Origin of the sequence: Candidatus Nitronauta litoralis, from assembly GCA_015698285.1 — a bacterium.
GTDB classification, from domain to species: Bacteria; Nitrospinota; Nitrospinia; order Nitrospinales; family Nitrospinaceae; genus Nitronauta; species Nitronauta litoralis.
In genome coordinates this window covers 1,837,020-1,862,788 of the sequence record CP048685.1, presented here as the reverse complement: position 1 = coordinate 1,862,788, position 25,769 = coordinate 1,837,020, and the positions used below count along the sequence as shown (strand labels likewise).

General features: G+C 48.8%; 23 protein-coding genes. 13 read left to right on the top strand and 10 right to left on the bottom strand.

The window, feature by feature from the left end:
* Position 1 precedes the first annotated feature (1 nt).
* The 3 genes from G3M70_08585 to ffh form a co-directional block, all read right to left on the bottom strand.
* Positions 2 to 232: a KH domain-containing protein gene (locus G3M70_08585; GenBank protein ID QPJ61926.1), complete on the bottom strand. Its 231-nt coding sequence runs from the start codon at positions 230 to 232 to the stop codon at positions 2 to 4.
* 96 nt (positions 233 to 328) lie between these two features.
* A complete protein-coding gene (rpsP, locus tag G3M70_08580) occupies positions 329 to 574 on the bottom strand; it encodes a 30S ribosomal protein S16 (GenBank protein QPJ61925.1) in 246 nt (81 codons plus the stop codon).
* Positions 575 to 720: 146 nt separating this feature from the next.
* Positions 721 to 2,052, bottom strand: coding sequence for a signal recognition particle protein (gene ffh, locus G3M70_08575; GenBank protein QPJ61924.1), 1,332 nt, complete (start codon positions 2,050 to 2,052; stop codon positions 721 to 723).
* Positions 2,053 to 2,254: 202 nt separating this feature from the next.
* Between ffh and queC the strand changes: the two genes are divergently transcribed.
* Positions 2,255 to 2,944, top strand: a complete 690-nt coding sequence (gene queC / locus G3M70_08570) for a 7-cyano-7-deazaguanine synthase QueC (protein ID QPJ63762.1) — start codon at positions 2,255 to 2,257, stop codon at positions 2,942 to 2,944.
* Positions 2,945 to 3,912: 968 nt separating this feature from the next.
* Here the strand turns inward: queC and G3M70_08565 are convergent.
* The gene (locus G3M70_08565; GenBank protein ID QPJ61923.1) at positions 3,913 to 4,632 is read right to left on the bottom strand and encodes an SDR family oxidoreductase; all 720 of its coding nucleotides are present in this window, start codon (positions 4,630 to 4,632) and stop codon (positions 3,913 to 3,915) included.
* A gap of 500 nt (positions 4,633 to 5,132) precedes the next feature.
* On the opposite strand from G3M70_08565, the gene moaB reads away from it, so the two are divergent.
* Positions 5,133 to 5,651, top strand: a complete 519-nt coding sequence (gene moaB, locus G3M70_08560; protein QPJ61922.1) for a molybdenum cofactor biosynthesis protein B — start codon at positions 5,133 to 5,135, stop codon at positions 5,649 to 5,651.
* A gap of 215 nt (positions 5,652 to 5,866) precedes the next feature.
* Here the strand turns inward: moaB and G3M70_08555 are convergent, their stop codons facing one another.
* From G3M70_08555 to G3M70_08540, 4 genes are all read right to left on the bottom strand, one after another.
* The gene (locus tag G3M70_08555; protein ID QPJ61921.1) at positions 5,867 to 6,721 is read right to left on the bottom strand and encodes a hypothetical protein; all 855 of its coding nucleotides are present in this window, start codon (positions 6,719 to 6,721) and stop codon (positions 5,867 to 5,869) included.
* A gap of 70 nt (positions 6,722 to 6,791) precedes the next feature.
* Entirely contained in the window at positions 6,792 to 7,043 is a 252-nt protein-coding gene (locus tag G3M70_08550; GenBank protein ID QPJ61920.1) for a hypothetical protein, read from the bottom strand.
* A gap of 176 nt (positions 7,044 to 7,219) precedes the next feature.
* Positions 7,220 to 7,705, bottom strand: coding sequence for a hypothetical protein (locus G3M70_08545; protein ID QPJ61919.1), 486 nt, complete (start codon positions 7,703 to 7,705; stop codon positions 7,220 to 7,222).
* Positions 7,706 to 7,936: 231 nt separating this feature from the next.
* Positions 7,937 to 8,824 carry a hypothetical protein gene (locus tag G3M70_08540; protein QPJ61918.1) on the bottom strand — a complete coding sequence of 296 codons (888 nt, stop codon included), beginning with the start codon at positions 8,822 to 8,824 and terminating at the stop codon, positions 7,937 to 7,939.
* A gap of 106 nt (positions 8,825 to 8,930) precedes the next feature.
* Here G3M70_08540 and G3M70_08535 point away from each other — a divergent pair, with 106 nt between their 5' ends.
* The 7 genes from G3M70_08535 to G3M70_08505 all read left to right on the top strand — a co-directional run bounded on the left by G3M70_08535 (position 8,931) and on the right by G3M70_08505 (position 18,145).
* Positions 8,931 to 9,860: an RluA family pseudouridine synthase gene (locus G3M70_08535; protein ID QPJ61917.1), complete on the top strand. Its 930-nt coding sequence runs from the start codon at positions 8,931 to 8,933 to the stop codon at positions 9,858 to 9,860.
* 947 nt (positions 9,861 to 10,807) lie between these two features.
* The gene (rodA, locus tag G3M70_08530; protein ID QPJ61916.1) at positions 10,808 to 11,908 is read left to right on the top strand and encodes a rod shape-determining protein RodA; all 1,101 of its coding nucleotides are present in this window, start codon (positions 10,808 to 10,810) and stop codon (positions 11,906 to 11,908) included.
* A gap of 185 nt (positions 11,909 to 12,093) precedes the next feature.
* On the top strand, positions 12,094 to 13,623 hold the full coding sequence (locus G3M70_08525; GenBank protein QPJ61915.1) for an Rne/Rng family ribonuclease: 1,530 nt from the start codon (positions 12,094 to 12,096) through the stop codon (positions 13,621 to 13,623).
* Positions 13,624 to 13,676: 53 nt separating this feature from the next.
* Entirely contained in the window at positions 13,677 to 13,988 is a 312-nt protein-coding gene (locus G3M70_08520) for an outer membrane protein assembly factor BamE (protein ID QPJ61914.1), read from the top strand.
* A 36-nt stretch (positions 13,989 to 14,024) separates the two neighbouring features.
* Complete coding sequence (locus tag G3M70_08515; protein QPJ61913.1) at positions 14,025 to 15,455, top strand: NarK/NasA family nitrate transporter; 1,431 nt, start codon at positions 14,025 to 14,027, stop codon at positions 15,453 to 15,455.
* Positions 15,456 to 15,460: 5 nt separating this feature from the next.
* Positions 15,461 to 16,558, top strand: a complete 1,098-nt coding sequence (gene ychF / locus G3M70_08510; GenBank protein QPJ61912.1) for a redox-regulated ATPase YchF — start codon at positions 15,461 to 15,463, stop codon at positions 16,556 to 16,558.
* A gap of 228 nt (positions 16,559 to 16,786) precedes the next feature.
* Positions 16,787 to 18,145 carry an MATE family efflux transporter gene (locus G3M70_08505; protein ID QPJ61911.1) on the top strand — a complete coding sequence of 453 codons (1,359 nt, stop codon included), beginning with the start codon at positions 16,787 to 16,789 and terminating at the stop codon, positions 18,143 to 18,145.
* Between the two features lie 29 nt (positions 18,146 to 18,174).
* Here G3M70_08505 and G3M70_08500 read toward each other — a convergent pair whose 3' ends face one another.
* Positions 18,175 to 19,140, bottom strand: coding sequence for a D-glycerate dehydrogenase (locus tag G3M70_08500; GenBank protein ID QPJ61910.1), 966 nt, complete (start codon positions 19,138 to 19,140; stop codon positions 18,175 to 18,177).
* 110 nt (positions 19,141 to 19,250) lie between these two features.
* On the opposite strand from G3M70_08500, the gene G3M70_08495 reads away from it, so the two are divergent.
* The 4 genes from G3M70_08495 to G3M70_08480 all read left to right on the top strand — a co-directional run bounded on the left by G3M70_08495 (position 19,251) and on the right by G3M70_08480 (position 23,968).
* A complete protein-coding gene (locus G3M70_08495; protein QPJ61909.1) occupies positions 19,251 to 20,681 on the top strand; it encodes a B12-binding domain-containing radical SAM protein in 1,431 nt (476 codons plus the stop codon).
* 68 nt (positions 20,682 to 20,749) lie between these two features.
* The gene (locus tag G3M70_08490; protein ID QPJ61908.1) at positions 20,750 to 21,415 is read left to right on the top strand and encodes a radical SAM protein; all 666 of its coding nucleotides are present in this window, start codon (positions 20,750 to 20,752) and stop codon (positions 21,413 to 21,415) included.
* Positions 21,416 to 21,665: 250 nt separating this feature from the next.
* Positions 21,666 to 22,772: an A/G-specific adenine glycosylase gene (gene mutY / locus G3M70_08485; protein ID QPJ61907.1), complete on the top strand. Its 1,107-nt coding sequence runs from the start codon at positions 21,666 to 21,668 to the stop codon at positions 22,770 to 22,772.
* A complete protein-coding gene (locus G3M70_08480) occupies positions 22,769 to 23,968 on the top strand; it encodes a cation transporter (GenBank protein QPJ61906.1) in 1,200 nt (399 codons plus the stop codon). The genes mutY and G3M70_08480 overlap by 4 nt, the downstream gene beginning before the upstream one ends.
* Positions 23,969 to 24,309: 341 nt before the next feature.
* Here the strand turns inward: G3M70_08480 and G3M70_08475 are convergent.
* Positions 24,310 to 25,457, bottom strand: a protein-coding gene (locus G3M70_08475) for an IS3 family transposase (protein ID QPJ61905.1) whose coding sequence is annotated in 2 segments (ribosomal slippage) — positions 24,310 to 25,199 and positions 25,199 to 25,457 — 1,149 coding nt in all. Because the reading frame shifts where the segments join, the coding sequence is not laid out codon by codon here.
* Positions 25,458 to 25,769 lie beyond the last annotated feature (312 nt).

Below are 25,769 nucleotides of genomic sequence, written 5' to 3'. Positions count from 1 at the left end.
TTTATTCAATAATTTCCAAGACGGCGCGTTTTTTCAATTTGGTGGCATTGGCGTTCAGGATAGTTCTCATGGCTCGCGCCGTTTTACCCTGTTTGCCGATCACTTTGCCCAGATCTTCTTTGGCGACCCTCAATTCCAGGACAGTCGTCTTTTCTCCTTCAACTTCCTGAATATCCACCTGATCGGGGAAATCCACTAACGCTTTCACGATCACTTCTATCAGTTCCTTCATACCCAAACCCTCCGCAACGGGAACACATCGTGTCGGTCCGCTCGATCTTCAACGCGAATGGAGAACTCAGGTCAAGTCAGTTGAGAAGGAAAACCCTTATACCTCAACACCCGCTTTTTTGAGAAACGATGCAACGGTATCAGAAGGTTTGGCACCTTTCTGAATCCAACCCCTGGCTTTATCCAAATCAACTTTAAAGGGTTCGTTTTCAGTGAGAGGATCGAATGTCCCCAACACTTCAAGACAACGTCCGTCACGGCGTTTTCTTTTATCCACAGCCACCACTCGGTAGAAGGGCTTTTTTGTTGCTCCTCGTCGGCTCAATCTGATTACTACAGCCAATGCATTCTCCTTTCGACCACAAAAGATTCAATTTAGGGGTTGCCCCCGGTAAGTTTTGAGAAAATCCCCAAGGGAACTTTCTACAAATCCTGTAATTTCGGTTTCGCCTGATTAACGATTCGAAATGGCGCTACCTTGAACAAAGCCTACCTCCCCAGCATACCACCCAGATTGAGTCCGCGTGGCATTTTGCCTGAGGAAAATTTCTTCATCATTTTTTTCATCTGGACAAACTGCTTAAGAAGCCGTTTGACCTCGTTGACCTGGGTTCCACTCCCCTGGGCAATCCGTTTTTTCCGGCTGGTGTTGATCATCTGATGGTTCGCCCGCTCGTAAGGAGTCATGGAATCGATCATGGCCTCAATACGGGTGAACTGCGACTCATCCACCTCAACACCCTTGAGCAACTTGCTGGCTCCGGGGATCATCGCCAGCATCTGCTGCATCGATCCCATCTTTTTAATCTGCCGAAGCTGATCGCGGAAATCGTCAAAATCGAATTCGTTCTTTTTGATTTTCTTCTGGAGCTTTTTACTCTGCTCCAGGTCATACGCCTCCTGTGCCTTGTCGATAAAGGTGAGCACATCACCCATATCGAGCATGCGGGAGACAATCCGGTCCGGGTGGAATGCTTCGAACGCATCCAGCTTTTCCCCGGTTCCGATGAATTTGATCGGCTTGCCGGTTACGGATTTGATCGACAGCGCGGCACCACCACGCGCGTCACCATCCATCTTGGTCAATACCACACCATCGAGGCCAACGGCATCGTGGAACGTTTTGGCAACTTCCGCCGCCTGCTGACCCATCATGGCATCGGCCACAAACAATATTTCATGCGGATCGGTTGCACCCTTGATCTTGCGCAACTCTTCCATCAACTCGTCATCGACCTGCTGACGACCTGCGGTATCGAGGATGACCACGCCTTTCACATCCTTACGCGCCTGAGCCACGGCATTTTTACAGATAGCGACCGGGTCTTTTTCATCACCGGCCTGGAACACGTCGATTTCCAGATCACGTCCCAGTACATTGAGCTGTTCAATAGCCGCCGGACGATACACGTCTGCTGGAACCAGCAGGACGTTCTTGCCGTCCTTTTTGAGCATACGTGCCAGCTTGCCGCAGGTCGTGGTTTTACCCGATCCCTGCAATCCGGCCATGAGGATGATCGTCGGTGGTTCCGGGGATATCTGCACACCCACTGCGGCATCACCAAACAGGAGAATCAATTCTTCATTCACCACCTTGACCATCATGTGGCCCGGAGTGAGACTCTCCATGACTTCCTGACCGATCGCTTTTTCGCGAATCTGCTCGAGGAAATCCTTGATAACGGGCAGGGAAACGTCGGCTTCGATCAGGGCAACCCGGATTTCCTTCAACGCCTCATCGACATCAGCTTCCTTGAGCTTGCCGCGTCCCTTAATTTTGTTGTAAATGTCCTCTAAACGACCGGACAGGTTTTCAAACATCCGCGGTAATCCTTTCAAGCGGGTTAAACAGGTACACTTTCTGGGTGACTTCAAAAATCCCGAAAATTTCCGAAGGGCTACTCGCACACCCTTGTTTTACAACAAGGGAGCCTCGTGGCCCCTTATCATTTAATGGAGGGACTTTGAGCTAGTATAAGCGCGTTAGTATATAATACCCCCTCAAAATTACAAGGAGGATGTCATTTCCAGACCAAAAAAAGCAGTGGTTTTGCTCAGTGGCGGGCTCGATTCCACAACCGTGCTGGCAATCGCACAACACGAAGGTTTTCAAACGGTTGCACTGAGCTTTGATTATGGCCAACGGCACCGGGTGGAGCTGGAAGCGGCAACCCGTGTGGCCCGTGCATTCAGGGTGGAGGACCACAGGGTGGTCCAAATTGACCTCCGCCAGTTCGGTGGGTCCGCCCTGACGGATGAGATCGAAGTACCGACAGGTCGCGAAACGGATGAAATGAGTGAGGGGATACCCATCACCTACGTTCCAGCACGCAATACCATATTTCTATCGTACTGCCTTGCACTGGCGGAAGTTTGCGGAGCCGAAGATATTTTTATCGGCGTGAATGCGATTGATTACAGCGGCTACCCGGATTGCCGCCCGGAATTCATCAGCGCGTTTGAAACACTAGCCAACCTCGCCACCAAGGCAGGGGTTGAAGGCAGCAGTCGATTCAAAATACACACGCCACTCTCAAAGATGAGCAAAGCCGATATTGTGAAGAAAGGGCTAGAGCTGGGCGTGGACTATTCACTGACACATAGTTGCTATGCACCAGATGATGAAGGCAAATCCTGCGGCAATTGTGACAGTTGTTTCCTTAGGTTGAAAGGATTTAAAGAAGCCGGGGTGGAGGATCCTATCCAATATTGAATTTTCTTAACGGGTATTTCTTGATTTGATAAAGAGGAGCCCCCCCTTCGACAAGCTCAGGGTGACATTTTTAAATCTCTTGTGTCATTAAGAGACTAACCCTAGACAGGCAAACCTCAGGGCCGCACATTGGAACCCCGGCTCAAAAGGCTAGGCATCTCGTCATTGCGAACCGCTGAAAGCGGTGAAGCAATCCAGCCGTTCAATGACCTTGAGGTAGCAATCAAAAACTCTGGATCGCGTCGCTCCCTGGAGTCGCTCGCGATGACGGGTCTTTGGTCATGGCGAAGGCTTTCTTCCGTGCATCAGCCACCCCCTTCCCTGAAGGAGACCTTTGCATAAGTGCATTCAAATGAAACCAATAAAGAGGCCCCCTTCGACAGATTCAAGAACCGCTGTTCGCGTTCTTGAATGTGACACATAAAATCAAAGCACTGTCATTCTGAGCGAAGCGAAGAATCTCGCCTTTGCTTTTTGTTTCTCTTTTCTAAGGAAGTCCTCCCGATATTGAATCTTTTCCCTGGAACTACTCCAATGAAAAAAGAGGTTGGTCATAAGGACCAGATACCCCGTCATTGCGTACCGCTGAAAGCGGTGAAGCAATCCAGTTTTTGCTGTGTAATTCCGAATGGTTTCGCCACCGAACCGACCTGTGGGAAATCTCTTTAAGCAAATTTATCTTTTCTCAACATTCAATTTTTACAGTCAATCCATCTTTTAGAAAATAGTAATCCTTGCACAATTTTCCCTGGACCTTTACGAACCTAACATCGATGTCAGAGGCTTGGGAAATTTCAGTTAAAGTTACCTCACCGTTCTGATCCCAATCCATTTGTTCTACCTTATAGTCTCTAGAGAAAACACCATAGGCAATTCCAAAAAAACAGATCACTCCTACCCCAATGAAAACACCCATAAAAATCCTAAAAAAACTTTTCATATCTGATTACCGTCTTGCCCAAGGTCTATTATCCATTATATTTCTTTCCACGACTTTCCCCGCCATCGACAAACAATATCTCGCCGTTCACAAATTCTGAATCGAGCAGATAATCGAGAGCTTTGGCAAGGTCGTCTACTGAACCGTGGCGGTTCATCGGAACGTTGCCTTTGTTCTTTTCCATATACTCTGGCCCCTGTCCCTGCGGTGGCAGGATGAGTCCCGGTGCAATTCCGTTGACCCGCACGGTTTCGCCCCACTCAACCGCCGCCAGTTTGGTCAGATGCGCGAGGCCCACTTTCGAAACGGAATACGCGGCGAAGGTCGGGATGTTTTTTTCAATACGTTCGTCGAGAATATTGACAATCTGACCACAGCCTACAAGTCTTTTAAATTCACGCATCAGGATAAAGGGAGCCTTCAAGTTCACATTCAAGGTCCGATCGAGCGTTTCCATGCTGGTGGTCTCCACATTCTCCTGGATAAAGTTGGCCGCGCAATTAACGAGTATTTCCAAATCATCAAAATCCTTTTTGACGGACTCCACCAACGATTCTACTGCCGACAAATCGCTCAGGTCACAGGGATAAGCCTTCGTCGTCACCATGGTGCAGTCCAGATAGGCGAGCGTGTCGGCAGGATCCGATTTTCCATGATGCAGGGCGATGTTGTAGCCGCGATGGGCGAGTCGCTGTGCCAGCGCCTGGCCAATCCGGACGGCTCCACCTGTGATGAGTGCTGTGGGCATTGAGTCTCCTTATTTCGTCTTCTTTATATAGCATAAAGGAAGATGCTGAATTTACCCACTTCATTCATATAATGCATGAGTGTTTTAAACAACCGGCTGTGACTACTCACAAGATTAGAAAATTTCTTGTACCTGAGCCCCCCTACTAAAGTTTATTTAAAACGTACCCTTTCGAAAACCATTTCATTCCCTTCCCTTTAAAAGGGAGGGTGCGGGAGGTGTCATGAACACAACCTCCCCTATATCCCCTCCTTTTTTAAGGAGGGGAATCAAGAACGCGAATAGCAGTTCTACAAGGAGAAAACATTGGGAGTAAATCGGCCATTCTTCTGGAAATATGTAAAGCTTTCCCTTGAAAAGGGAGACAAAGCAATAACGCTTATTCACAAATTTCCTAAACTATATAAATGCCAAATGAATATCTCCCCACTATCAAAGGGTATTGCAGTGGGCTTGCCGGATTGCTAACATGTCGGCTCAATTTTCTATGGAGAAGCGACATGGTTTCAAAGGTAAAAAAGGCAGTGAACATCGCGATCATCACAGTGTCGGACACGCGCACCGATGAAGACGATAAATCAGGCAATACCCTGGTGGACAGGGCAAAGGGTGCCGGCCACAACGTGGTCGAAAAGCGCATCATCAAAGACGAGATACCGCTCATCCAGGCGGCACTCAAAGAATGGATCGCGTCTCCGGAAGTGGATGTGGTGATCGCTACAGGCGGCACGGGGGTTACCGGGCGCGATGTGACTCCGGAAGCGTTCGAAGAACTTTACGAAAAATCCATTCCGGGCTTCGGCGAACTGTTCCGGTGGCTGAGCTACCAGGGCATTAAAACCTCGACCATCCAGTCGCGTGCAACTGGTGGGGTTGCCAACGGGACCTTCCTGTTTGCACTGCCCGGTTCGACCGGGGCCTGCAAGGATGCATGGGATGGAATCCTGGTACATCAACTCGACAGCACCCATTCACCATGCAATCTGGTGGAACTGATGCCACGCCTCCTCGAAAAATAACCGGCTTACGCCGGAGTGACAAAAACCAACTAACGTGGGGACGACGAAAACAGGCCCGCGCCGGAGCCACGGGCTCAACTTTATTGAGGGAACAATCCCCTCAATGAGCTTCGTATTATTTTACAGGGTGGTTTGCATCTAACCCCCACTGGCGTGGGGTCGAAAAATCCAATCGAGGATGGGGCAGATGGTTGAAATTTTTAAGGAGGGAACCCTCACCCTTTCCAGTATTTCTTACCGTAAATGGTATTCGATTCGACCGGGTCTGCTATATTCCCTGCCGTAAAAGAAGTTATGGTTTGAACCCCTTTTGTTATTTTTTTGTGTTTCGACCAGAATCTTCTTTTACTTTCAAACACACAAAACTTGTCGTCACAATCCTGGTGGGAATCACCTTTATCAGCATGAGCACTGATTTCAGCAGCTTTGTCAGTCAGTTTGTTTTTTATATTGCTGTTGGCCAAATCCTGCTGAACCTTGTCAACCCAATCGATCGTGGCCTGGGCCAATGCCTTAATGACCTCAGCTTTTTCCCTTAGTATCGTGGTTCGTTTTTCCAGATAATAATATTTTGCGATGGCCCGTGCCCAATCGTTACAAATTGATGCCGTACTGCCTTCGTGCCTCCTGGCTTTTTCATAGGTATCGTTGAGCATCTCCACCCCATGCTTGACCTTCCACCGATACCGGTCCATACCTTCTATATCTAAAGCTTTCCAACCCCATTTAACATCGTGTGCGAGTTTGTCATCCAGTTTGCTCTGGTCTTTGCCTTTTAGGGTCGTGTGCTCAGTCCCTTTATGAGTAAACTTTCCCTGGTCGTTTCCAGTTTTATATTTGATCTGGACTTTACGTGCCTGGGCGAGCCCCACCTTTACTGCACCCATCACCAGACCTTTAACCACCGGAATGGGAATCAGAATGGAAGCTGTAAGACTGAGAGCTTTGGTTCCGATCCTTCTGGCCGACTTTCTCCTAAATGGATCGGCGAACTTGCTGTGCCGGATTCTTTTCCACCAGCTTGGGTTTTCTGCCAGATCCTGACCGATGGCGAGCAGACTTCTGTTCATTGCACTTTCCTTTCCCAGGAGAGAAAAAATCCAGATAACACATTGATTTTAATGGACTTATGTTGGATTGTCAAGCTGACTTGGGTTTATTCATTGAGGCGAGTATCGGACCAGGAACTGTTCCTTCAATAACAGCTCCGATGGACCATGCTCCGGCCAGAGTAAATGGGATTGGAATATAGGGGTAACAACCAAACTGCACACCACCGAGGAGGAGGCCCATTAACAACCCGAAACGAATTCCATCTCCAGTGGACTCAATTTTTATAAAACTGACAAACAGCCAGGAAAACATCACCGCAAAAAAACAATTGGGCCGCATCTCCCACCCCATAAAACCCTGCATTTCCTGCTCAGTGCGCCTTCACTGGACTGTGCTTTCATAAAGTCCCTTTAAAATAAATCCATGAAACTGCATTTGAAAAACGAAGGCACAAACAAACACCGCTAGCGCCGACAAGGCGAAGCGTTTCCCATTCTTTTATGCTCTTGGAATAGTTATGGCGTTGGGGAAATTAATTCAGCATTTGCACCCGAATCAATTAACAGAGCAAGAAGAGTTTCTGCCAGTTCCGGGTTTTGAATGAAAACCTTGAGTCCTTCATCCATGAAAAGATGACCATAGGAAATGATCACATCACCGCTTGCACCCACAACATACAAATCATGTTCATCATCCAGCAGTTTGCACCACTCCTGTACCAGGTGATGTTTTAAATTTGAAATTTCATTGGTTTCGTATAGCTCGATTGGGAAAAAGCATTTACGGGGAAACAAATACCAGGCCTCCTGACCAGAAAGCAGGACACCCAGTTTCCGGCTGAAACCTACGGGAAAATCCCTGTCCGTGAAATGGATCACCATTTTTCTGGTTGCCGGATCTTTAAAACTGAGCGCCGGACCAATGAATGGCCCCTTCCCCGGCATCACCATCCCGGATTTGTCAACAAACTCCTGCCATTGCTTTTGATCGATGGATTTCAATTTAGACCTTTTTAATAGAAGTTTTATTTTTTAGAACATTCTACTTCCATTTTCGGCAATTGTTTTTAAATTCTCTAAAATTCAAGGCAAAAGTTTTTTGCCGGAGATGGACTTAAGCCGAGCAGAAAATACTCATCATGAAACATCAAGGATCTAAATAGTAAAACAAAAATGTGGCTGTAATTTTTGGGGATGGTGAATTTTGAAAGCTTTCCTGGTCAATAACATCTTCTACGGCAATGGAATCTGATCCAGGGAAAACTTTACGGAGCGGATAGACTCCGGCGTGGCCAGATACACCAGAAGTTTCGTATCGGGACCGGGTAATACATCAAACCCGACCTGACGCATTTCCCCCATACTGCTGCGCGATGACGTTTTGATTTTGGTTCCCGATGCATCAAGGAACTGAATATCCACCACCTTCTTATCCGGGTCTTTTACCCAAAGATGCAGGGAAAACTTGTCGCCTCCCATCATCCCGCCGAGCATGCCTTCAAACATATTCATAAAGGCCTGCCCCATTTCCTCGCCAATTTTGTCCATCTCCTTGCTTGCTTTCTGGCGTGCTTTTTCCATCTGTTCCTTTTTCCGTTTTTCCAGGATTTCTTTGGTGAGGTACATGATGGAAATACCATGCGGCTTCAATTCAGCTTCTGCCAGGGGCTTGCCTGCAGAGTTTTTGAAGTTTGCAATCTCAATCATTCCCCCATTTTTATCTGTTGGACTGTAAAGTTCGATGGTTCCCTTCAAGGATTGGATATAGTGAGCTGAACGTGCCGGGTTTTTCAGGCTTACCTTATGGGTCAGTGACGATGCTCCTTCGTTGGGACGGAAAAAGCTGCTGATATTGTTCCGATCTTTATTCACCAAAATCATTCCCGTATCGTCCACTGCGTAGGTCACTTCCACACTCCGGATACCCAATGCTTTTGCCACAGCGCGACCCATCACTTTAATTTCGACTTCACATTCCCCGAAAAACTGACCCGTTGTCCGCGTGTCTTTAACTTCTGTGAACATCACCCGCGCATCGGTCAGCCTTTCCGGTCCGGCAAACGCAGGCAGGGTGACCAGCAGACCTAATAGAGTTAGCATTAAACGCGATCTGTTCTTCATGGAGCCTCCTTTTTCCGGGTACAATGTGGAGTTATTAAACTGGGTCTTTCTAATTAAGTTAAAGGGCGGGCCCATTAATTCAAATATATTTTTCATTCACTAAAAAATGCAGCAACTTGAATTTGATATCGATTCGGCGTGTGAAAAAAAAAGGCTGGATGTCTACCTGACCGAAGCCCAGGCCGATGTTTCCCGAAATTTCATTAAAAAGCTCATTGAAGAAGGTCGGGCAAGAGTCAACCAGCAACCGGCAAAAGCCAATTATCGGGTAAAAAGTGGCGACCATGTGGAACTCGACATCCCCGAACCCGCCCCACTTGAGGTCGAGGCCGAGGATATCCCGCTCAGTATTCAACATGAAGACGATCACCTGATTGTGATTGATAAGCCTGCGGGACTGGTGGTGCATCCCGCACCCGGACATCCCAACGGGACATTGGTTAACGCGCTGTTATTTCACTGCAACGACCTGAAAGGGATCGGAGGAGTGGAACGGCCGGGCATTGTCCACCGTCTGGATAAAGACACCAGCGGACTGATCGTCGTGGCCAAAACGGACAAGGCCCTGGTCTCGCTTCAAAAACAGTTTCAGGACCGTACAATAAAAAAGGTATATCTGGCTCTTGCTCAAGGTCACTTAAAACCCCCAAAGGGAATTGTCCGGTCACCGATTGGAAGACACCCCAAAGACCGGAAGAAAATGGCAGCTGCAACCGGCGGCGAAGGCAGGCAGGCGGAAACCGCTTACGAAGTGGCACTTAGCCTGGAAAAATGTGACCTTGTCCGATTATTCCCCAAAACGGGGAGAACCCATCAGATTCGGGTCCACCTTGCATCATTGGGCCATCCGGTGCTGGCAGACCCATTATATGGCGGCCGGTCCAAGGGTCTGAGCCTGGACCTTGACCGTCAGGCTTTGCACGCCCACCGACTGGAGCTATGCCACCCGGATGATGGCAAAACGATGAAATTTACCTCTCCATTGCCCGCTGATATGGCCCGGTTTATTCCGAATAGTAATATGAAAGATATTTAAGGGCCTGTGAAAAGCAAAGCATCCCTACGTAAATCCTCGCATTATTATAGTTCATTTCTTGACTCTGAACCCTGTGGATAAAATGTGAACTATTGGAGTTGATGGAAAATACCAGGAAAGCAAAAACCAACTGTACGGGGATCCGGTCTTGTGATATAGATAAATAAACTAAAAGAATTGGATAGTTAAAAATTTCGTTCCAAATTAAAATTATGAACTTCTATAAAAATTTTGTCTGGAATGTTTTCCACAATCTGAAACTATGAAAAAATGGAACTGGAAATTCCCCTTAAAAACAGGCGCAATTTGGGTTGGGGACTTATTGGCATAAGCAACCCCGTTGTCCTACACGCCTTTATTGAGAACATTTCTCAATTTTAAAATGTCCCCTCCCGCACACACAGTAATATCAGGCTGATTTTGCTGTCAATTTTTTGACGAGCCTGAAACATACGCCATTGCTATGCACGCCAGTTTTGCAACCAGCCACCTTTTATTTGCCCCTTTAAAGACTAGCTTTTCTTCCCCATCACCTCAAAATTCCCTAAATTTATTGAAGGATACTGGTACCAACTCCTGAAACCCCCATGTTCTCTGGACTAAAAGGTACCCATAAAATGAACCCTAACATAATCCACATAGAACGTTAAAAACCTGTTAAAAACCTACGCCCCCGCCAGAGTAACTATTTCAAACTAAATGGGTTAACGTTTCCCGATTAATTAACAGGCAATAAATCGGAACGAATATTTTCAGTCATTTTGGGCCTTAAAGGCATCTTGTTAACCGCTCAGTATATTAAAAATCATATGGCAAATAAGGAAATTTTTCAATGTTCGCAGAGATAGAAGAAAAAACCGGACTTCAAAAATCCCTGAACACCTTGCCCTTGTTCCGGCCTCCTGGTAAAAATATATGTAAGAACCTTATGTTACAATCCTTTCACCATGTTCGAACGCCGCGGAGCATTTCATTTCAACTGGTGGTATCTGGCCTTGATACTGACCATCTCCATTATGGGAGTGGTCATGGTTTACAGCGCAAATCACGGTCGACCTGAACCTTTCTTCCAAAACCTCTATATTCGCCAAATATACTGGCTCCTGTGCAGCCTGGTCGCGTTGATTGTAGCCGTTCTCATCGATTACCGACTGCTGAGTCGATATGCCTATTTAATCTATTTTTTGACTCTGGCAGCGTTGATTCTGGTGCTGTTCTTTGGAACTACAGTCTCCGGTTCGCGACGTTGGCTACAACTCGGCCCGGTCAATCTGCAAATCTCTGAATTGGCTAAATTATCCATGGTGATCGTGCTGGCCAAGTACTTTGAAACCGTAAAACCTTCAGGCCAGTATGAGTTTAAAGATCTGTTTTTACCCGCCGTGTTCACCGGGGCCATGGGTTGGCTGATCTACAAGCAACCGGATCTTGGCACTGCCATGATCATTGCTGCAATCTTCTTTATATTTGTCATTGCCGTAGAACTCAAGCCCAGTACGCTTTACAAGCTGATCGGTATCTGCACAGTTCTCACGCCCATGGGCTGGTTTTTTTTAAAGGATTACCAAAAGGCCCGCATCATGACTTTTCTCAATCAGGAAATGGATCCCCTGGGCGCGGGCTATCAGACCATCCAGTCCAAAATCGCGATCGGCTCTGGCGGATTCTGGGGCAAGGGACTCCTGGCCGGCACACAAAGCCGGTTAAACTTTCTCCCGGAAAAACACACCGACTTTATTTTTTCTGTATTTGCAGAAGAGACCGGTTTTTTTGGTGTCGCGGTTTTGCTCACCCTGTTTCTCATCCTGATTCTTAAGGGACTCAATATCGCCTACCGGGCAGCCGACCGTTTCGGCCTTTTCATGGCTATTGGCATCACCGGCTATCTGAGCCTGTATATCATTTATAACCTTGGCATGACGATCGGTATATTCCCAATAACCGGGATTCCCCTGCCCCTGTTCAGTTATGGAGGCTCATCGCTCCTCACGACCTTCTTTGCCTTGGGACTTTTACTTAATATCGAGGCTCGCCGATCGCTTCTTTAGCTCCAACCCCTTGATTTAGGTAGGGCTGGTAGCTTCACCGTGTTATAATTTTTTAAACTCCTGGCATCGATAAGGATCTATTTTTCGAAACTTAGCCCCTTTTAAGGGAGCTTCCAGGCGTTTTGAACAATTTTCATGTAATCTGAAGATCAGAATAGACTGACCCCGACCCAATCAGAAAAACTATGTCATCACAAATCATCATCAATTCCAATCCCCGGGAAATCCGCGTAGCCCTGATGGAAAACAATCAGTTGGTCGAGTTGTTTATTGAGCACAAGGCCAAGAAGGGGATCGTTGGAAATGTTTATAAAGGAGTGGTGACAAAAATCCTGCCGGGCATGCAAGTCGCGTTTGTAAATGTCGGCCTGGAAAAAGCCGGGTTCCTTTACGTCGGTGATATAGATATCATCGACTTATTGGATTATGAGGCGGATGAAGATGAATCTGAGAGTTTGAACTCAGGTGGCAATCCTCCTGATATGGATCGCAGTCCTCGCGAAATTGACCGGGGAATCCCAATCCAGGACCTGCTGCACGAAGGCCAGGAAATCATGGTGCAGGTGGCAAAGAATCCGCTGGGTACCAAGGGGGCCCGAATCACCACGTTCGTGACTCTACCCGGGCGTTACATGGTGTATATGCCGACAGTCAACCAAATCAGTGTTTCGCGACGCATCGAAGACGAAGAAGAGCGTGAACGTCTGAAATCAATCGTGGGAGAAATCGGCCGACCTTCTGAAGGCTATATTGTTCGAACCGCAGGGCAGGGTCGGAACCAAGAGGATTTTGAACCGGACATCCGGTTCCTCCACCGTCAATGGGATATGCTCGGGGACCGCTTCGACGACTCCCAGGCCCCCGCGCTTTTATACGAAGACCTCAACTTGATCGCCCGTTCCATTCGGGACATTTTCACAGAGAATGTTGATCGACTGGTCATCGATTCGAAAACAGATTACGAAAAATGTATCGAATTCTGTTCCACCTATTTACCGCATATCGTCGACAAAATAGAACTGCATAAGGAAGCCGTTCCCATTTTCGACCATTACGGAATTGAAGTGGAAATCAATCGTGCATTAGGAAGAAAAATCTGGCTGAAGTCAGGTGGTTTCATCACCATCGACCAGACAGAAGCCCTCACTGCTGTGGATGTCAACACCGGAAAGTTTGTGGGTCACACCGATCCCGAAGAAACCATTCTTAAAACTAATCTGGAAGCAGTCAAGGAAATCGTTTACCAACTGCGCCTCAGGAATATTGGCGGTATCATTATCGTCGACTTCATCGACATGACCAAAGAGGAAAGCAAGGAAACAGTCTGGAACTCGTTGCAACAGGAATTGAAAAACGACCGGTCACGAACCAACATTCTTAAAATATCTGACCTCGGCCTGGTCGAAATGACCCGTAAACGGGTCCGCGGCAGCCTGAGCCAGATCCTGAGTGACCCCTGCCCTTACTGCGAAGGCAAGGGGCATATCAAATCTCCGGCGACGGTTTGTTATGAAATCATTCGGGCCCTGCAACGCATTGGAGCCAATAACATCCATAAAAAAAGCCTTTCAATCGAAGTTCATCCAGCGGTATACGAACTTCTTTTTGAAGAAGAAAGCGCTTACCTTGATGAGTTGGAAAACCTGTACCATCTTGAATTTCAGGTTATGGTCAACCCCAAGCTCCATCAGGAGCAATACAGCATTAAAACGTGAGTAAAATAATAAATCAAATAACCCAGAACTCCCTTTAGGCCTCAACACACACGATGAACCCGATTTTTAAAATCATAATTCTACTCGCCTGTCTTTTGATGTCGGCTTGCGCCACAGTAGGAAAAGATTTTGACCACGCCCTCGTAGCCACTGTCAAAAATGGCACCACAACCAAGGCAGAAGTTTTGGGTCTGTTCGGGAAACCCTTTAAAACCGGCTTACAAAACGGGTCGGAGATATGGATTTACGAAACCAATACCTACACCGTAGCCGGCAATGATTCTTCCAAAAACTTCACCATCGTGTTCGACAAATCAGGAGTGGTTCAAACTCACCAGATGATGTCTTCCATGCCGGGCAACTGACTCCCACCTCACTCATTCCTCAATACTCATTCCTCAATGCCCGGATTTAACCAGTCTCAACAGGCCATTCTGCATTTAAGCTGGATCGCCTTTTTCCTGACCTTTGTCTCCTGGTTTAATTTCGCTCCTTTCAACACTACATTGGCCAGCACCATGTTTCTGGATGAAGGCCAGATTCGCGTATTGATGATTGCCAACGTCGCGCTCACGATTCCAGCCCGTATCGTCATCGGCTCTCTTGTGGATGCACTTGGCCCCAAACGCGTGTTCGTGTCCATTCTGATTTACTCTGGTGCTGTGTCTTTCATGTTTGCCCTGGCCCAGGATTTTAACGACCTGCTCATCGCACGTCTGTTGATGGGAGTCGCCGGCGCAGGTTTCGTCGTCGGTATCAAAATGATCGCAGAATGGTTCCCTCGCGAGTCGATGGGTTTTGCCCAGGGGATTTACGCAGGCTGGGGCAACTTCGGTGCAGCCGCCGCTGTTTTCGGGTTACCCCTGATCGCTTCTTTTTTTGCACCCGAAATGGGATGGCGTATCGCTTCTTTCCTGACCGGCGCAGCTTGTCTCTTGTGGGCGTTTGGCTACTTTTTGCTGGCCCGGGACAAAGAAGGGCCCCGCAACGGATTCCGGCTCGGTATGGAACAGGCCATTGAGGTCAGTTCCAAAGGAGACCTGTTCCTGCAAATCATAATGCTGGTTCCAGTTTACACAGCTCTTGGTTTTCTCGTGTTCAAACTGACGATACCCCCGGCAGTCTGGCTGACTCCCTCACAATTCTGGAGCATTCTATTCGTCTTTTCAGGATTGTTCGCCTGGAATGCCGTGACCTGTGTCCGTTCCAACCTGGACAACCTGGCCAGCCCTTCCCAGCCGGAACGGGATTACGCTTTCAAACAAATCCTGATATTGAGCCTGGTCTATGCTCTCACCTTTGGCTCGGAGCTCGCAGTCATTTCCATGTTCCCGGAGTTTCTCGAAAACACCTTTGCGTTCTCAGTCACGACCGCCGGTGTGTTAGGATCCTGTTTTGCTGCCTTCAATCTCATCACACGGCCTTGTGGTGGATTACTTGCTGACAAACTGGGCAGGCGGCGAGTTTTATTTTTCCTGGTTGCTAACGCGGGGATTTGTTACTGGTTGATGAGCTATATTACCTCGGCGTGGCCGGTCAATGTTGCACTCGGTCTTGCCGTAGTTTGCTCCATCCTGATTCAAACCGGCAACGGGGCCTGCTTCTCAATGGTCCCACTTATCCGCCGGGATCTGACAGGGCAATTAGCAGGTCTTGCCGGAGCTTATGGTAATGTGGGCGCGGTTCTGTTTCTGACGGTACTGACCTTTGTAGATGCCTCCACTTTCTTTTTCTTCATCTCCGGGTTCGCAGCATTCGTCACCATCTGTATTGTGTTTCTGGATTCATTTGATAAACCACATTCATCGTTCAACAACAAACGCGGAGCATAATCGTTATGGGTTTTACCTGTGGTCTCGTCGGCCTGCCTAACGTTGGCAAATCGACTATCTTCAATGCACTCACCCAGGCCGGTGCGGAGTCCGGTAACTACGCATTCACTACAATCGACCCTAACGTCGGGGTTGTCGACGTACCGGACCCACGTCTGGATAAAATTGAAAAATTTGTCACCGCCCAGAAAAAAGTGCCGACGAGTATGCATTTTGTCGACATTGCAGGGTTGGTCAAAGGGGCTTCCAAGGGGGAAGGACTGGGCAACCAGTTCCTCGCAAACATCCGTGAGGTCGATGCCATTGCGCACGTAGTGCGTTGTTTTGAAGATGGTAATATCCCCCACGTTATGGATCGGGTCGACCCGACATCGGATGTGGAAATTATCAATACGGAGCTGCAGATTGCAGACCTGGAATCGCTTGAGAAACGTCAAATCAAAATAGCGAAACTCGCCCGCTCGGGAGACAAGGATGCCAGACAACAGGTGGCTGTTCTGGATCAACTCATAAAAACTCTCGGCGATGGTAAACCCGCCCGCACCTGCATTTTCGACCGGGGAGACGATCAATCTTTCTATAAATCCCTGAACCTGTTGACTGCCAAACCGGTGTTATACGTCTGCAATATTCAGGACTCCAGCGAATCTGATGGAGAACACGCCGAAGCAATCCGCAAACTGGCAGCGGAAGAAGGCGCCGAGACCGTGACTCTGGTGGGAAAACTGGAAAATGAAATCATGGAAATCTCGGACCCGGAAGAACGGCAGGTTTTTCTTGAAGAAATGGGACTGGAAGAAACCGGACTCAACCGAATGATTCATGCCGGGTATCAGTTACTTGGGCTTGCCACTTTTTTCACTATTGGCGAAAAAGAAAACCGTGCGTGGACAATCAAGCAAAACTCCAAAGCCCCTCAGGCGGCGGGGAAAATCCACACCGATTTTGAAAAGGGATTTATCCGCGCTGAAGTGTTTCACTTTGACGACCTGGTCGAATTCAAATCAGAGCAGGCGGTGAAAGAAGCAGGGAAAATGCGCCTGGAAGGAAAAGAATATATTGTGAAAGACGGTGATATTATGCATTTCAGATTTAACGTATAAAAAATCTTTCAGCCACAACGAAATTCCCTTCTAATCTATTTCATTGCAACATATTCAAGAGATATTTAGAGTCAAAATATTTTATATGTCCATTCATCCCTGTTTGATTTAATACCGAAACCCGGTACTGAGTTACACTGGCGGTGGATTTATAAGGACGAAAAGTCTATTTCGTTTGTGCCCGGAAATTCCAAAATCTCTCCAACTTTTTAACGAAAGAATTGTATTTTGCATTGGCGTGGTGAAGGCGGTATCAGGGAAATGCTTTATCTTGGATTTCCCCTGGTGCTCTCGGAGATGCTCGAATTCCTGATGACGTTCTGCGACCGCTGGTTTCTTTCGCACCTGGGTCCCGAGTACACCGCTGCATCGTTCGTCGCCGCCAATACGGTATGGACCCTGCTGGCATTCCTGTTCGGCCTTTGCGCTTATATCTCTGCTCTGGCGGGACAGTACGTTGGCAGCAATGAAATTGAAAAAGCCGGCCGCACGTTGTTTCAGGGATTATGGATCGCGCTCCTCGCTTTGCCACTGTGCTGGACCTTGATTCCCGCAGGTGAATTTATTTTTTCAAACAGCGGTCACCCTGAAAACCAGATCCCTCTGGAACAGTCTTACTACCGGGTTCTAATGGCGGGAGGATTTCTAGTTATCGGTCGTGTTGTCGTTGCAAGTTTTCTATCAGGGATCGGGCATACGCGACCCGTTGCCATTGCCTCTATCACAGGGTTGCTGGTCAATCTTCCTCTCAACTACACGTTAATCTTCGGGAATTTCGGTTTTCCTGCCATGGGGGTGCAAGGCGCAGCGATCGCAACCTTGATGAGCGAAGGCATCATTTTATTGTCACTCGGGGGATGGCTTTGGCGAAACCGGGAAAGAGGATTTTTTAAGGGACCTCGATTATTCCAAATCAATCCGGAAATTTTGAGATCACTCTGGCGGGTGGGTGCGTTTAATGGCTTTGATTTTTTTCTGCAAATGGCAGGATTCAATTTCTTCCTGTTCTGTTTCACCATTTACGGACCCATCCCAGCCGCCAGCCTGAGTATCGTCCTCACCTGGGAAACATTTTTTATCCTGCCCCTGTTCGCCGCCGAACTGGCGACCATGAGCCTGGCCGGTCGCTACACCGGGCAGGGTCGACCCGACCGGGTCAAGCGAACCGTTCTTTCCAGCACACAACTGAACCTGACCTACACCTGCGGCCTCGCCATCCTGCTTTTGGTAGCGGCACCACAACTTGCCGGCGTGTTCATTCAATCAGAGGGAGCGGACCCGGCAATCCTGGAAATGTCGGTTGAAATGATGCGGGGCCTCGGCCTATACATGATCGCAAATGGGATATCGTTTGCGTTTTCCGGCGGACTCAAAGGGGCACGCGATACAGTATCACCAATGGTCATCAGCGGCACCTGCCTGCTGTTACCTGCAATCATCTGTGCTCTTCTGGTAAAATTCGCACCCGGTTCCCATATGGTGGCGTGGTGGATTTATCTTGGCATCAATGTGATCAAAAGCTTCATCATGGTGTGGCGATTCCAATCGAACAAATGGATGCTTCCCCACGGGGAACAAAAAAAATGAACGAACAAATAAAAATATAGGTTTTGAATCTACCAGCCCGGAACGAGTGTGCGTGGGGTGCGGCCTTCCAGGGCATCTATAATGTTGTCGGCCACAAGCTGGGCCATGGTGTCACGGGTATCATAACTGGCGCTTCCGATATGCGGCAGGATCACGCAGTTGTCGAGTTCGGTCAGTCCCTCGGTTAACTCTGGCTCGTCTTCAAAAACATCCAGCGCGGCTCCGGCGATACGCTTTTCTTTCAACGCGGCAACCAGGGCCTTGTCGTTGACCACTTTCCCTCTTGCGGTGTGGATCAGATAAGCGTCCGGTTTCATCATATTGATTTCTTTTTCGCCGATCATATACATTGTTTCATCGGTGAGGGGCACATGCAGAGTAAGGTAGTCAGATTCCCGAATGATTTCTTCGAGCGCAACAAATTCTGCTCCCAGCTCTTGTTCCTTCGCCTCCGCCAGTCGACTACGCTGGTGATACAACACACGCATATTGAATCCGGCAGCCCGCCGGGCAACGGCACTTCCAATTTCTCCACAACCGATAACCCCTAGCGTCTTTCCATAAACATCGTGCCCTAAGAAAAGTTTCGCCCCCCATCCGTGAAATTTGCCTTCCCTGGTGTAGCGATCCGCCGGAACAATCCGACGCGCCGCTCCCAGGATCAACGACCAGGTCAGGTCGGCTGTGGTTTCGTGCAGCACACCGGGGGTATTGGTGACGAAAATGCCTTTGTCACGCGCCGCCGCAACATCGATATTGTTGAATCCGGCCCCGTAATTGGAAATAATCTTGAGGCTTCGGCCCTGCGCAATAATGCTTTGGTCGATTTTGTCCGATAAATAAGTGACCATTGCTGCACTTTCGGCAGCGGCCTGACCCAGGGCTTCCGGGCTCAGCGATTGCCCGCTGTCGTGATAACGCACTTCGAACTTTTCACGCAGGCGGTCGATTGCGGTCTCCGGAAATATCTGTGTGATGGTGACAAGTGGTTTCATTTTTCTTCTGGAATGGGAAACGAAAGGCTACAATATCTATTTATAGCCTTGAAATAAAGCGAAATTTTCGCGTGCCATTCTTTAATCTTTTGAGACCTGAATAGCATCTCATGGACGTCCTGTTCCTCGTACCCCCAGAAACAGTATCTCTCGAATCTTCTGTGCCGAAAGCACTGGAAGGCGGAAAGGGCTATTATCCCAAGCTCGGGTTGATGTATGTCGCCGCGTGGTACGAACGCGCACTCGGCAAACGTCCGGCCTTCATCGACTGTCCTCCGGAAGGCGTATCACAGGCGGAACTGCTGGAAAAAGTGAGGGTGCTCAAACCGGATGTTGTCGCGATGAGCATCATGACGTTCAACCTGCTCGATGCACTTGAAACAGCCAGAATATTAAAGCGAGAAAACCCCAATATAAAAATCTGTCTCGGTGGACCCCACGTCAACCTGTATCCGAAGGAAACCCTCAACCTTCCGGAGGTCGACTTCGTTGTCTTTGGCGAGGGAGAGAAAATCTTCACAAGGCTCATGGAGACGCTTGAAGAAGACGGCGCTTTGTCTGACAAGTTATCTTCCATTAATGGACTTGGCTTCATGCGTGATGGCGAAGCCGTGGTCAACGCGCCGGAAACCGACCTGCTGGATCTGGACGAACTACCCTTCCCTGCCCGGCACCTGGTCGATGTCACCCGCTACCAGCACATCATCAAGGAAGGCCGGCAGTTCTTCACCATACAGGCGACAAGAGGCTGCCCGGCGGCTTGCACCTTCTGCGATATACGGAAAACAAAGTTCCGCGAACGCTCGCCGGAAAATGTAATCGCTGAAATCGAACAACTGGTGGAACTCGGACTCGATGATCTGTTTTTTGTCGACGACACCATCACCATCAACAAAAAATTCCTGCTGCGTCTCTGCGAACTCATCGTTGAACGCGGCTTGAAATTTCATTTCAAAATTTCAGCACGCGTCGACACCGTCACACCGGAATTGTTGAAAGCCCTCAAAAGTGCCGGTTGCTACCGCATCCATTATGGAATTGAATCCGGCACCGAACGGCACCTGGATTATCTCGAAAAAGGTCAGGGACGAGACAAGATCGAACGCGCCTGCAAATGGACGCGCGAAGCGGGTATCGGTTTCTTTGCGTACATGATGATCGGTATCCCGCATGAAACGAAACAAGAAATGCTGGACACCGTCGATTTTGCCAAACGACTCAAGCCGGACTACGCCCAGTTTTCGATCTGCACCCCCTACCCTAAAACCGAATTGTATTTCCGGATGCTGGATGAAGGCATCGTGCCCAACGATTACTGGCAGACCTTCGCCGAAAACCCGTCTGCTGATTTTAAAATCCGGTTCTGGAACAAGGATTTTTCCGAAGAAGAATTGCGAAAGCTTCAGGATGAATGCCACGCACGTTTTTATAGAAGCCCCGCCTACCTGATGAAACAGATCACCAAGCTGAAATCCTGGTCCGACTTCACCGCCAAGGCCCGCATGGGTACCAAAATTCTCGCGCAACGCATGGGTGTCTGACCCCTCCCACAACTTCCTGTAAACACATTGCAGATGAAGCCCTCTCGCACTTGGAGTACAATAGGTCCATGCTCCAGATCACTGAAATTTTCAAAAGCATTCAAGGGGAATCCAGTCACGCCGGGCTGCCCTGCGCGTTTGTCCGGTTGACCGGTTGCAACCTGCGCTGCACCTGGTGCGATACCGAATACGCATTCCATGGCGGAAAAGCAATGACGCAAGAGGAGGTTGTTGCCGCTGTCGAAAAGTTATTTGGAAATGTTGGCAAGTCGCCGACCACGCGAAAACTGGTCGAAGTCACCGGCGGTGAACCCCTGCTACAGGAAGGTGTGTATTCCCTGATGCAGGCGTTCATCGATCTCGATTACACCGTCATGTTGGAAACCGGCGGATCGCTGCTACTCGACCGGGTACCGGAAGCGGTCATCAAAATTGTAGATCTGAAAGCCCCGGGCAGTGGCGAAGTGGATAAAAACCGCCTGGAAAATTTTGAACATCTGAATTCCAAAGACGAAATCAAATTCGTTCTGCAAGACAGGACAGATTACGAATGGGCACGATCCATGATTCAGCGGCATCAACTTCAGGACAAGGCAGGTATATTGATGTCTCCGGTTTTTGAACAACTGGACCTGCGCGAACTGGCCGAGTGGATTCTTGAAGACCAGTTACCGGTTCGCATGCAGACCCAACTGCACAAACACATCTGGGGCAAAGACACCATCGGCGTGTAATCCCTGTTTTTTCATCACCACACCCCCTCTTCGGACCAGACTTTTGCATAAGTGCTACTAAAATGGAAACAATAAGGAGGCTGCACTTCGACAGATTGAGACAAGTCTCTTTTTTTCAAGAACCGCTATTCGCATTCTTGAATGTGACACATTAAATCAATAACCTGTCATTCTGAGCGAAGCGAAGAATCTCGCCTTGGACTTTAATTTCCGGGTTACGCAAAGCCCTCTTTTCGGACAGCCTCTGAACATGTCCCAACTCTTCAAACCAGCTTCCATCTCAAAACCACTTTTGAAATGGTACGACACCCAGCAACGCGACCTGCCCTGGCGTGAGAACCTCGACCCTTACCGCATCTGGGTTTCAGAGATCATGCTGCAGCAGACACAGGTCGCAACGGTAATTCCCTATTACAATCGCTGGATGAAATCCTTCCCGACCATACAAAAACTGGCGAAGGCTCCCTTGTCGAAAGTTTTGAAACACTGGGAGGGCCTGGGCTACTACTCCCGTGCGCGTAACCTGCACAAGGCTGCGCAATGGGTCGAGCAGGAAAACAAGGGCACCATTCCAGATACTTTTGAAGACCTGAAACAACTGCCTGGGATCGGGCGCTACACCGCAGGCGCGATCGCCAGCATTGCTTTTAATCAGGCGGTTCCCGTATTGGACGGAAACGTCAAACGTGTTTTGTCACGCCTGTTCCGCATCAAAGAAAACGGCGCGGCACCCAAATCTGAAAAAGCACTTTGGGAACAGGCGGCCCTCCTGGTTCCAAAAAAAAGGCCCGGCGATTTTAACCAGGCCGTTATGGAACTCGGCGCCACGGTGTGTCTCCCTAAAAAACCCTTGTGTCTGGTCTGCCCGCTTTTAAAAAATTGCGATGCCGCCCTGCACAAGGAACAGGATCAATACCCACCGCCCAAACCAAAAATGCCTTCAAAAAAGATCGAAGTGAGCGCGGCTGTGATCAAACGGAACGGGAAGGTGTTTATCCAACAAAGACCGCACAAAGGTTTGATGGGCGGCCTGTGGGAGTTCCCCGGTGGTAAACTGGAAAAAGGAGAATCGGCAGAGGCTGCGCTCGTGAGGGAAATCCAGGAGGAGCTTGGTATTGCCATCACCCCGGACGAAAAAATTCTCACCATTCGGCACACTTACACCCAGTTCCGCGTCACTCTGCACGTGTTTGAATGTGAATTAACCAGGGGCCGCATCCGAGCCACTGAGTGCGAACAATGGAAATGGGTGCGACCGGCTGAACTGGACCACTACCCGTACCCTGCGGCAAACGTTAAAATAGTGAAACATTTAATGCAAAACGGTTCACCCAAACCCGGGAAAAAAACCAGATGATACCGCTTCGAAAAATAATCCGATCGATCTCCCCCGGTGTAAAAGTCATTTTGATTGGGGCGGCGGGGAATGTGGGATTATCGTGTATTAAACTGATCGGCGGTGTTCTAGGCGGAAGTCCTGCGCTCCTGAACGATGCCTTCCATTCCTTGTCGGATCTGGCAACGGATGGTATTGCGCTGTTGACCTATAAAATCGGCCGTCTGCCGCGAGACCCCAATCACCCTTACGGACACGGCAAAGCGGAGAGCATCGGGTCCTCTTTCATCGGGTTGTGTGTCCTGCTGGCGGGAATTGGACTGGCCTGGGTCTCCATTCAGTTTCTGATGCAACCCGACAAAGTCGGCCATTCGTTTCTCGAAGATTTTGGAGGGATGAAATCATTTGTCGTGGATCGCACCGCGATGGAAATCGCAGCGGGATTTGCTTTTATTTCCATCCTGATAAAAGAATGGCTTTTCCGGTACACGCGGCAAATTGGAGAAGAAGAAAACAGCCCAACCCTCATCGCCAATGCCTGGCATCATCGTTCCGACGCCCTCTCCTCCATTGCCGCACTGGTTGGCATTGGCGGCGCCATTGCAGGCTACCCCATCATGGACCCACTCGCCGGAATCGTGGTCGCCCTGATGATCGCCAAGTCCGGGGTTGATATCACCAAAGAAGGTGTCAGTGACCTGATGGACACCGCCATTGATGATGAAGACCTTGATGCCATCATCGAAGCGGCCAGGGAAATTCCGGGAGTCATCAGCCTGCACGATGTGCGGAGCCGCAAGGTTGGAGGCGAAGTGCTCATCGACCTGCACGCCCTGGTTGACCCGGAGTGCTCGGTTACCGAAGGGCATCACATTGGCGAAAACCTGCGCAAACGATTGATCCATAAATTTTCCGATGTCGAAGACATTCTGGTCCACATTGATACCGAAGAACCGGACGGTATTGAGCCTGTTTATCAAACCGATTCTCTGGAGCTGCGACGACTGGCCGCCGCCGCTCTGGAACCTTTTTCGGATCGATTGACTCCCACGCGCCTGCGATTGCATTTCTATAGTGGGGACGTGTTGGTGGAAGCCATTTTGAAACCCGACCTGGATTTGCCCGCAGATCAGTACGCTTCCATATTAAAAGAAGTTCGGGAAAAGCTGGAAGCCGTTGAAGAGATACAATGCGCCCGGGTTTATCTCGACGTATGATCCAATCAAGCTTCTGAGTAGAAGAGTGGTTTGAATAAGCATAAAATCAAATGCCAAAAGTTTGGAGACCGCACTTCCCTTCGGCAAGCTCGGGACCGGCTTTAAAAAGAGGGAAAATTGTATTTACCCAAAACCAAAAACAAAGTCCAAGGCAAGATGCTTCGCAGGCTCAGCATGAAGGATGTTGATTGATAGGCTGATATTTTATTAAATCCGAAAACTATCGCATGTCATTCTGATGAGCCTTCAGGCAAAGAAGAATCTCGCCTTGGACTTTGACTTAATTTGCCACCCTGAGCCTAGAACCGGTCTGAACTTCCCCTGAATTAGTGGACAGTTAATTAAGAGGCGAAGGCCCTATTCTCAAACTCGACCGGGCTTTGGTAACCGAGGTATGAGTGACGGCGTTGCCGATTATAAAACACTTCGATGTATTCAAAAATATCCGCCTGGGCTTCCTGACGGGTTTTGTATCTCCGGTTATGAGTGAGTTCCACTTTGAGAGTACGGAAAAAGCTCTCAGCTACGGCATTATCCCAGCAGTCTCCTTTACGGCTCATACTGCACTCGATTCCATGAGCCTTCAGCAGACTTTGAAAGTCGTTGCAGGCGTACTGGACTCCTCGATCAGAATGATGAACCAACCCGGGTTTCAAGGTGCCGTTGTTGATCGCCATATTCAAAGCCCTCATTACCAACCAACGGGTTATCGAACGATCCATAGCCCAGCCGATCACTTTGCGGTGGAATAAATCCAACGTCACCGCCAGATACAACCAGCCTTCCCGAGTCGGGATATATGTGATATCAGATACCCAGCATTGACCGGGGCCGGAAACATTAAACTTCCGCTTGAGTTTGTTCTGAGCTACCGGGTGATTATGTCTGGAGTCCGTCGTCACCCTGTACTTTCTTTTGTGTTTAGAAACCATCTGATTCAGACGCATCAGACGAGCCACACGGTGTTTGCCTATGACGTGTCCCTTGTCTTTTAAATCCGCATGAACACGGGGACTTCCATAAGTCTGGCGGCTCTTTTTATAAACCTTCTTGATCTCATCTACCCACCGGCGATTCTCACGGCTCCTCAGGCTCTCGGGGCGATTCAGCCAGGCATAGAACCCACTTCTGCCCACTCCCAGCACCCGGCACATCTGGTTCACTGGAAATGCTTCTCGATGGTCCCGTATAAACCCGTACCTCATTGGGAATCCTTCGAAAAGATGACTGCCGCTTTTTTTAATATGTCTCGCTCCATTCGAAGCTGCGCGTTCTCTTTTCTCAACTGCTTCAATTCCTCTTCAGGAGTCAGCTTCTCCTGAACGGTAATGGCTTGCTCCTGCTCATATTCCTGCTTCCAACGACCAAGAAGGGAAGCACGAATACCAAGATCGCGAGATACCTGCGCTATGCTACTATTCCCCTCAAGAACCAAACCAACCGCTTCCAACTTGAATTCCTTACTGAAACTACGACGCTTCCTCACCATTGACACACCTCCAATATGCTTTATACATATTACTCGATGTGTCCACTTTTTCAGGGGAAGTTCAGTCCTAAGCTTGTCGACGAAAGGGAAGCGAAGCAGGGGGCTTCCAGGTTTCGAGAGTGAAACAACATTCCCTCTTTTTTAAGAAGAGGATAAATCGGAGGTTGTTTTGATAACCCCTCCCGCACCCTCCCCTTCCAAGGAAAGGAAAAAATCGGCTGATTTTGGGTTTAACCAATATTCCCTCTTTAAAAGAGGGAAGCGAAGCAGGGAGATTTATCAGTTACGCAAATGCCTCAATCAAGAAAGGAC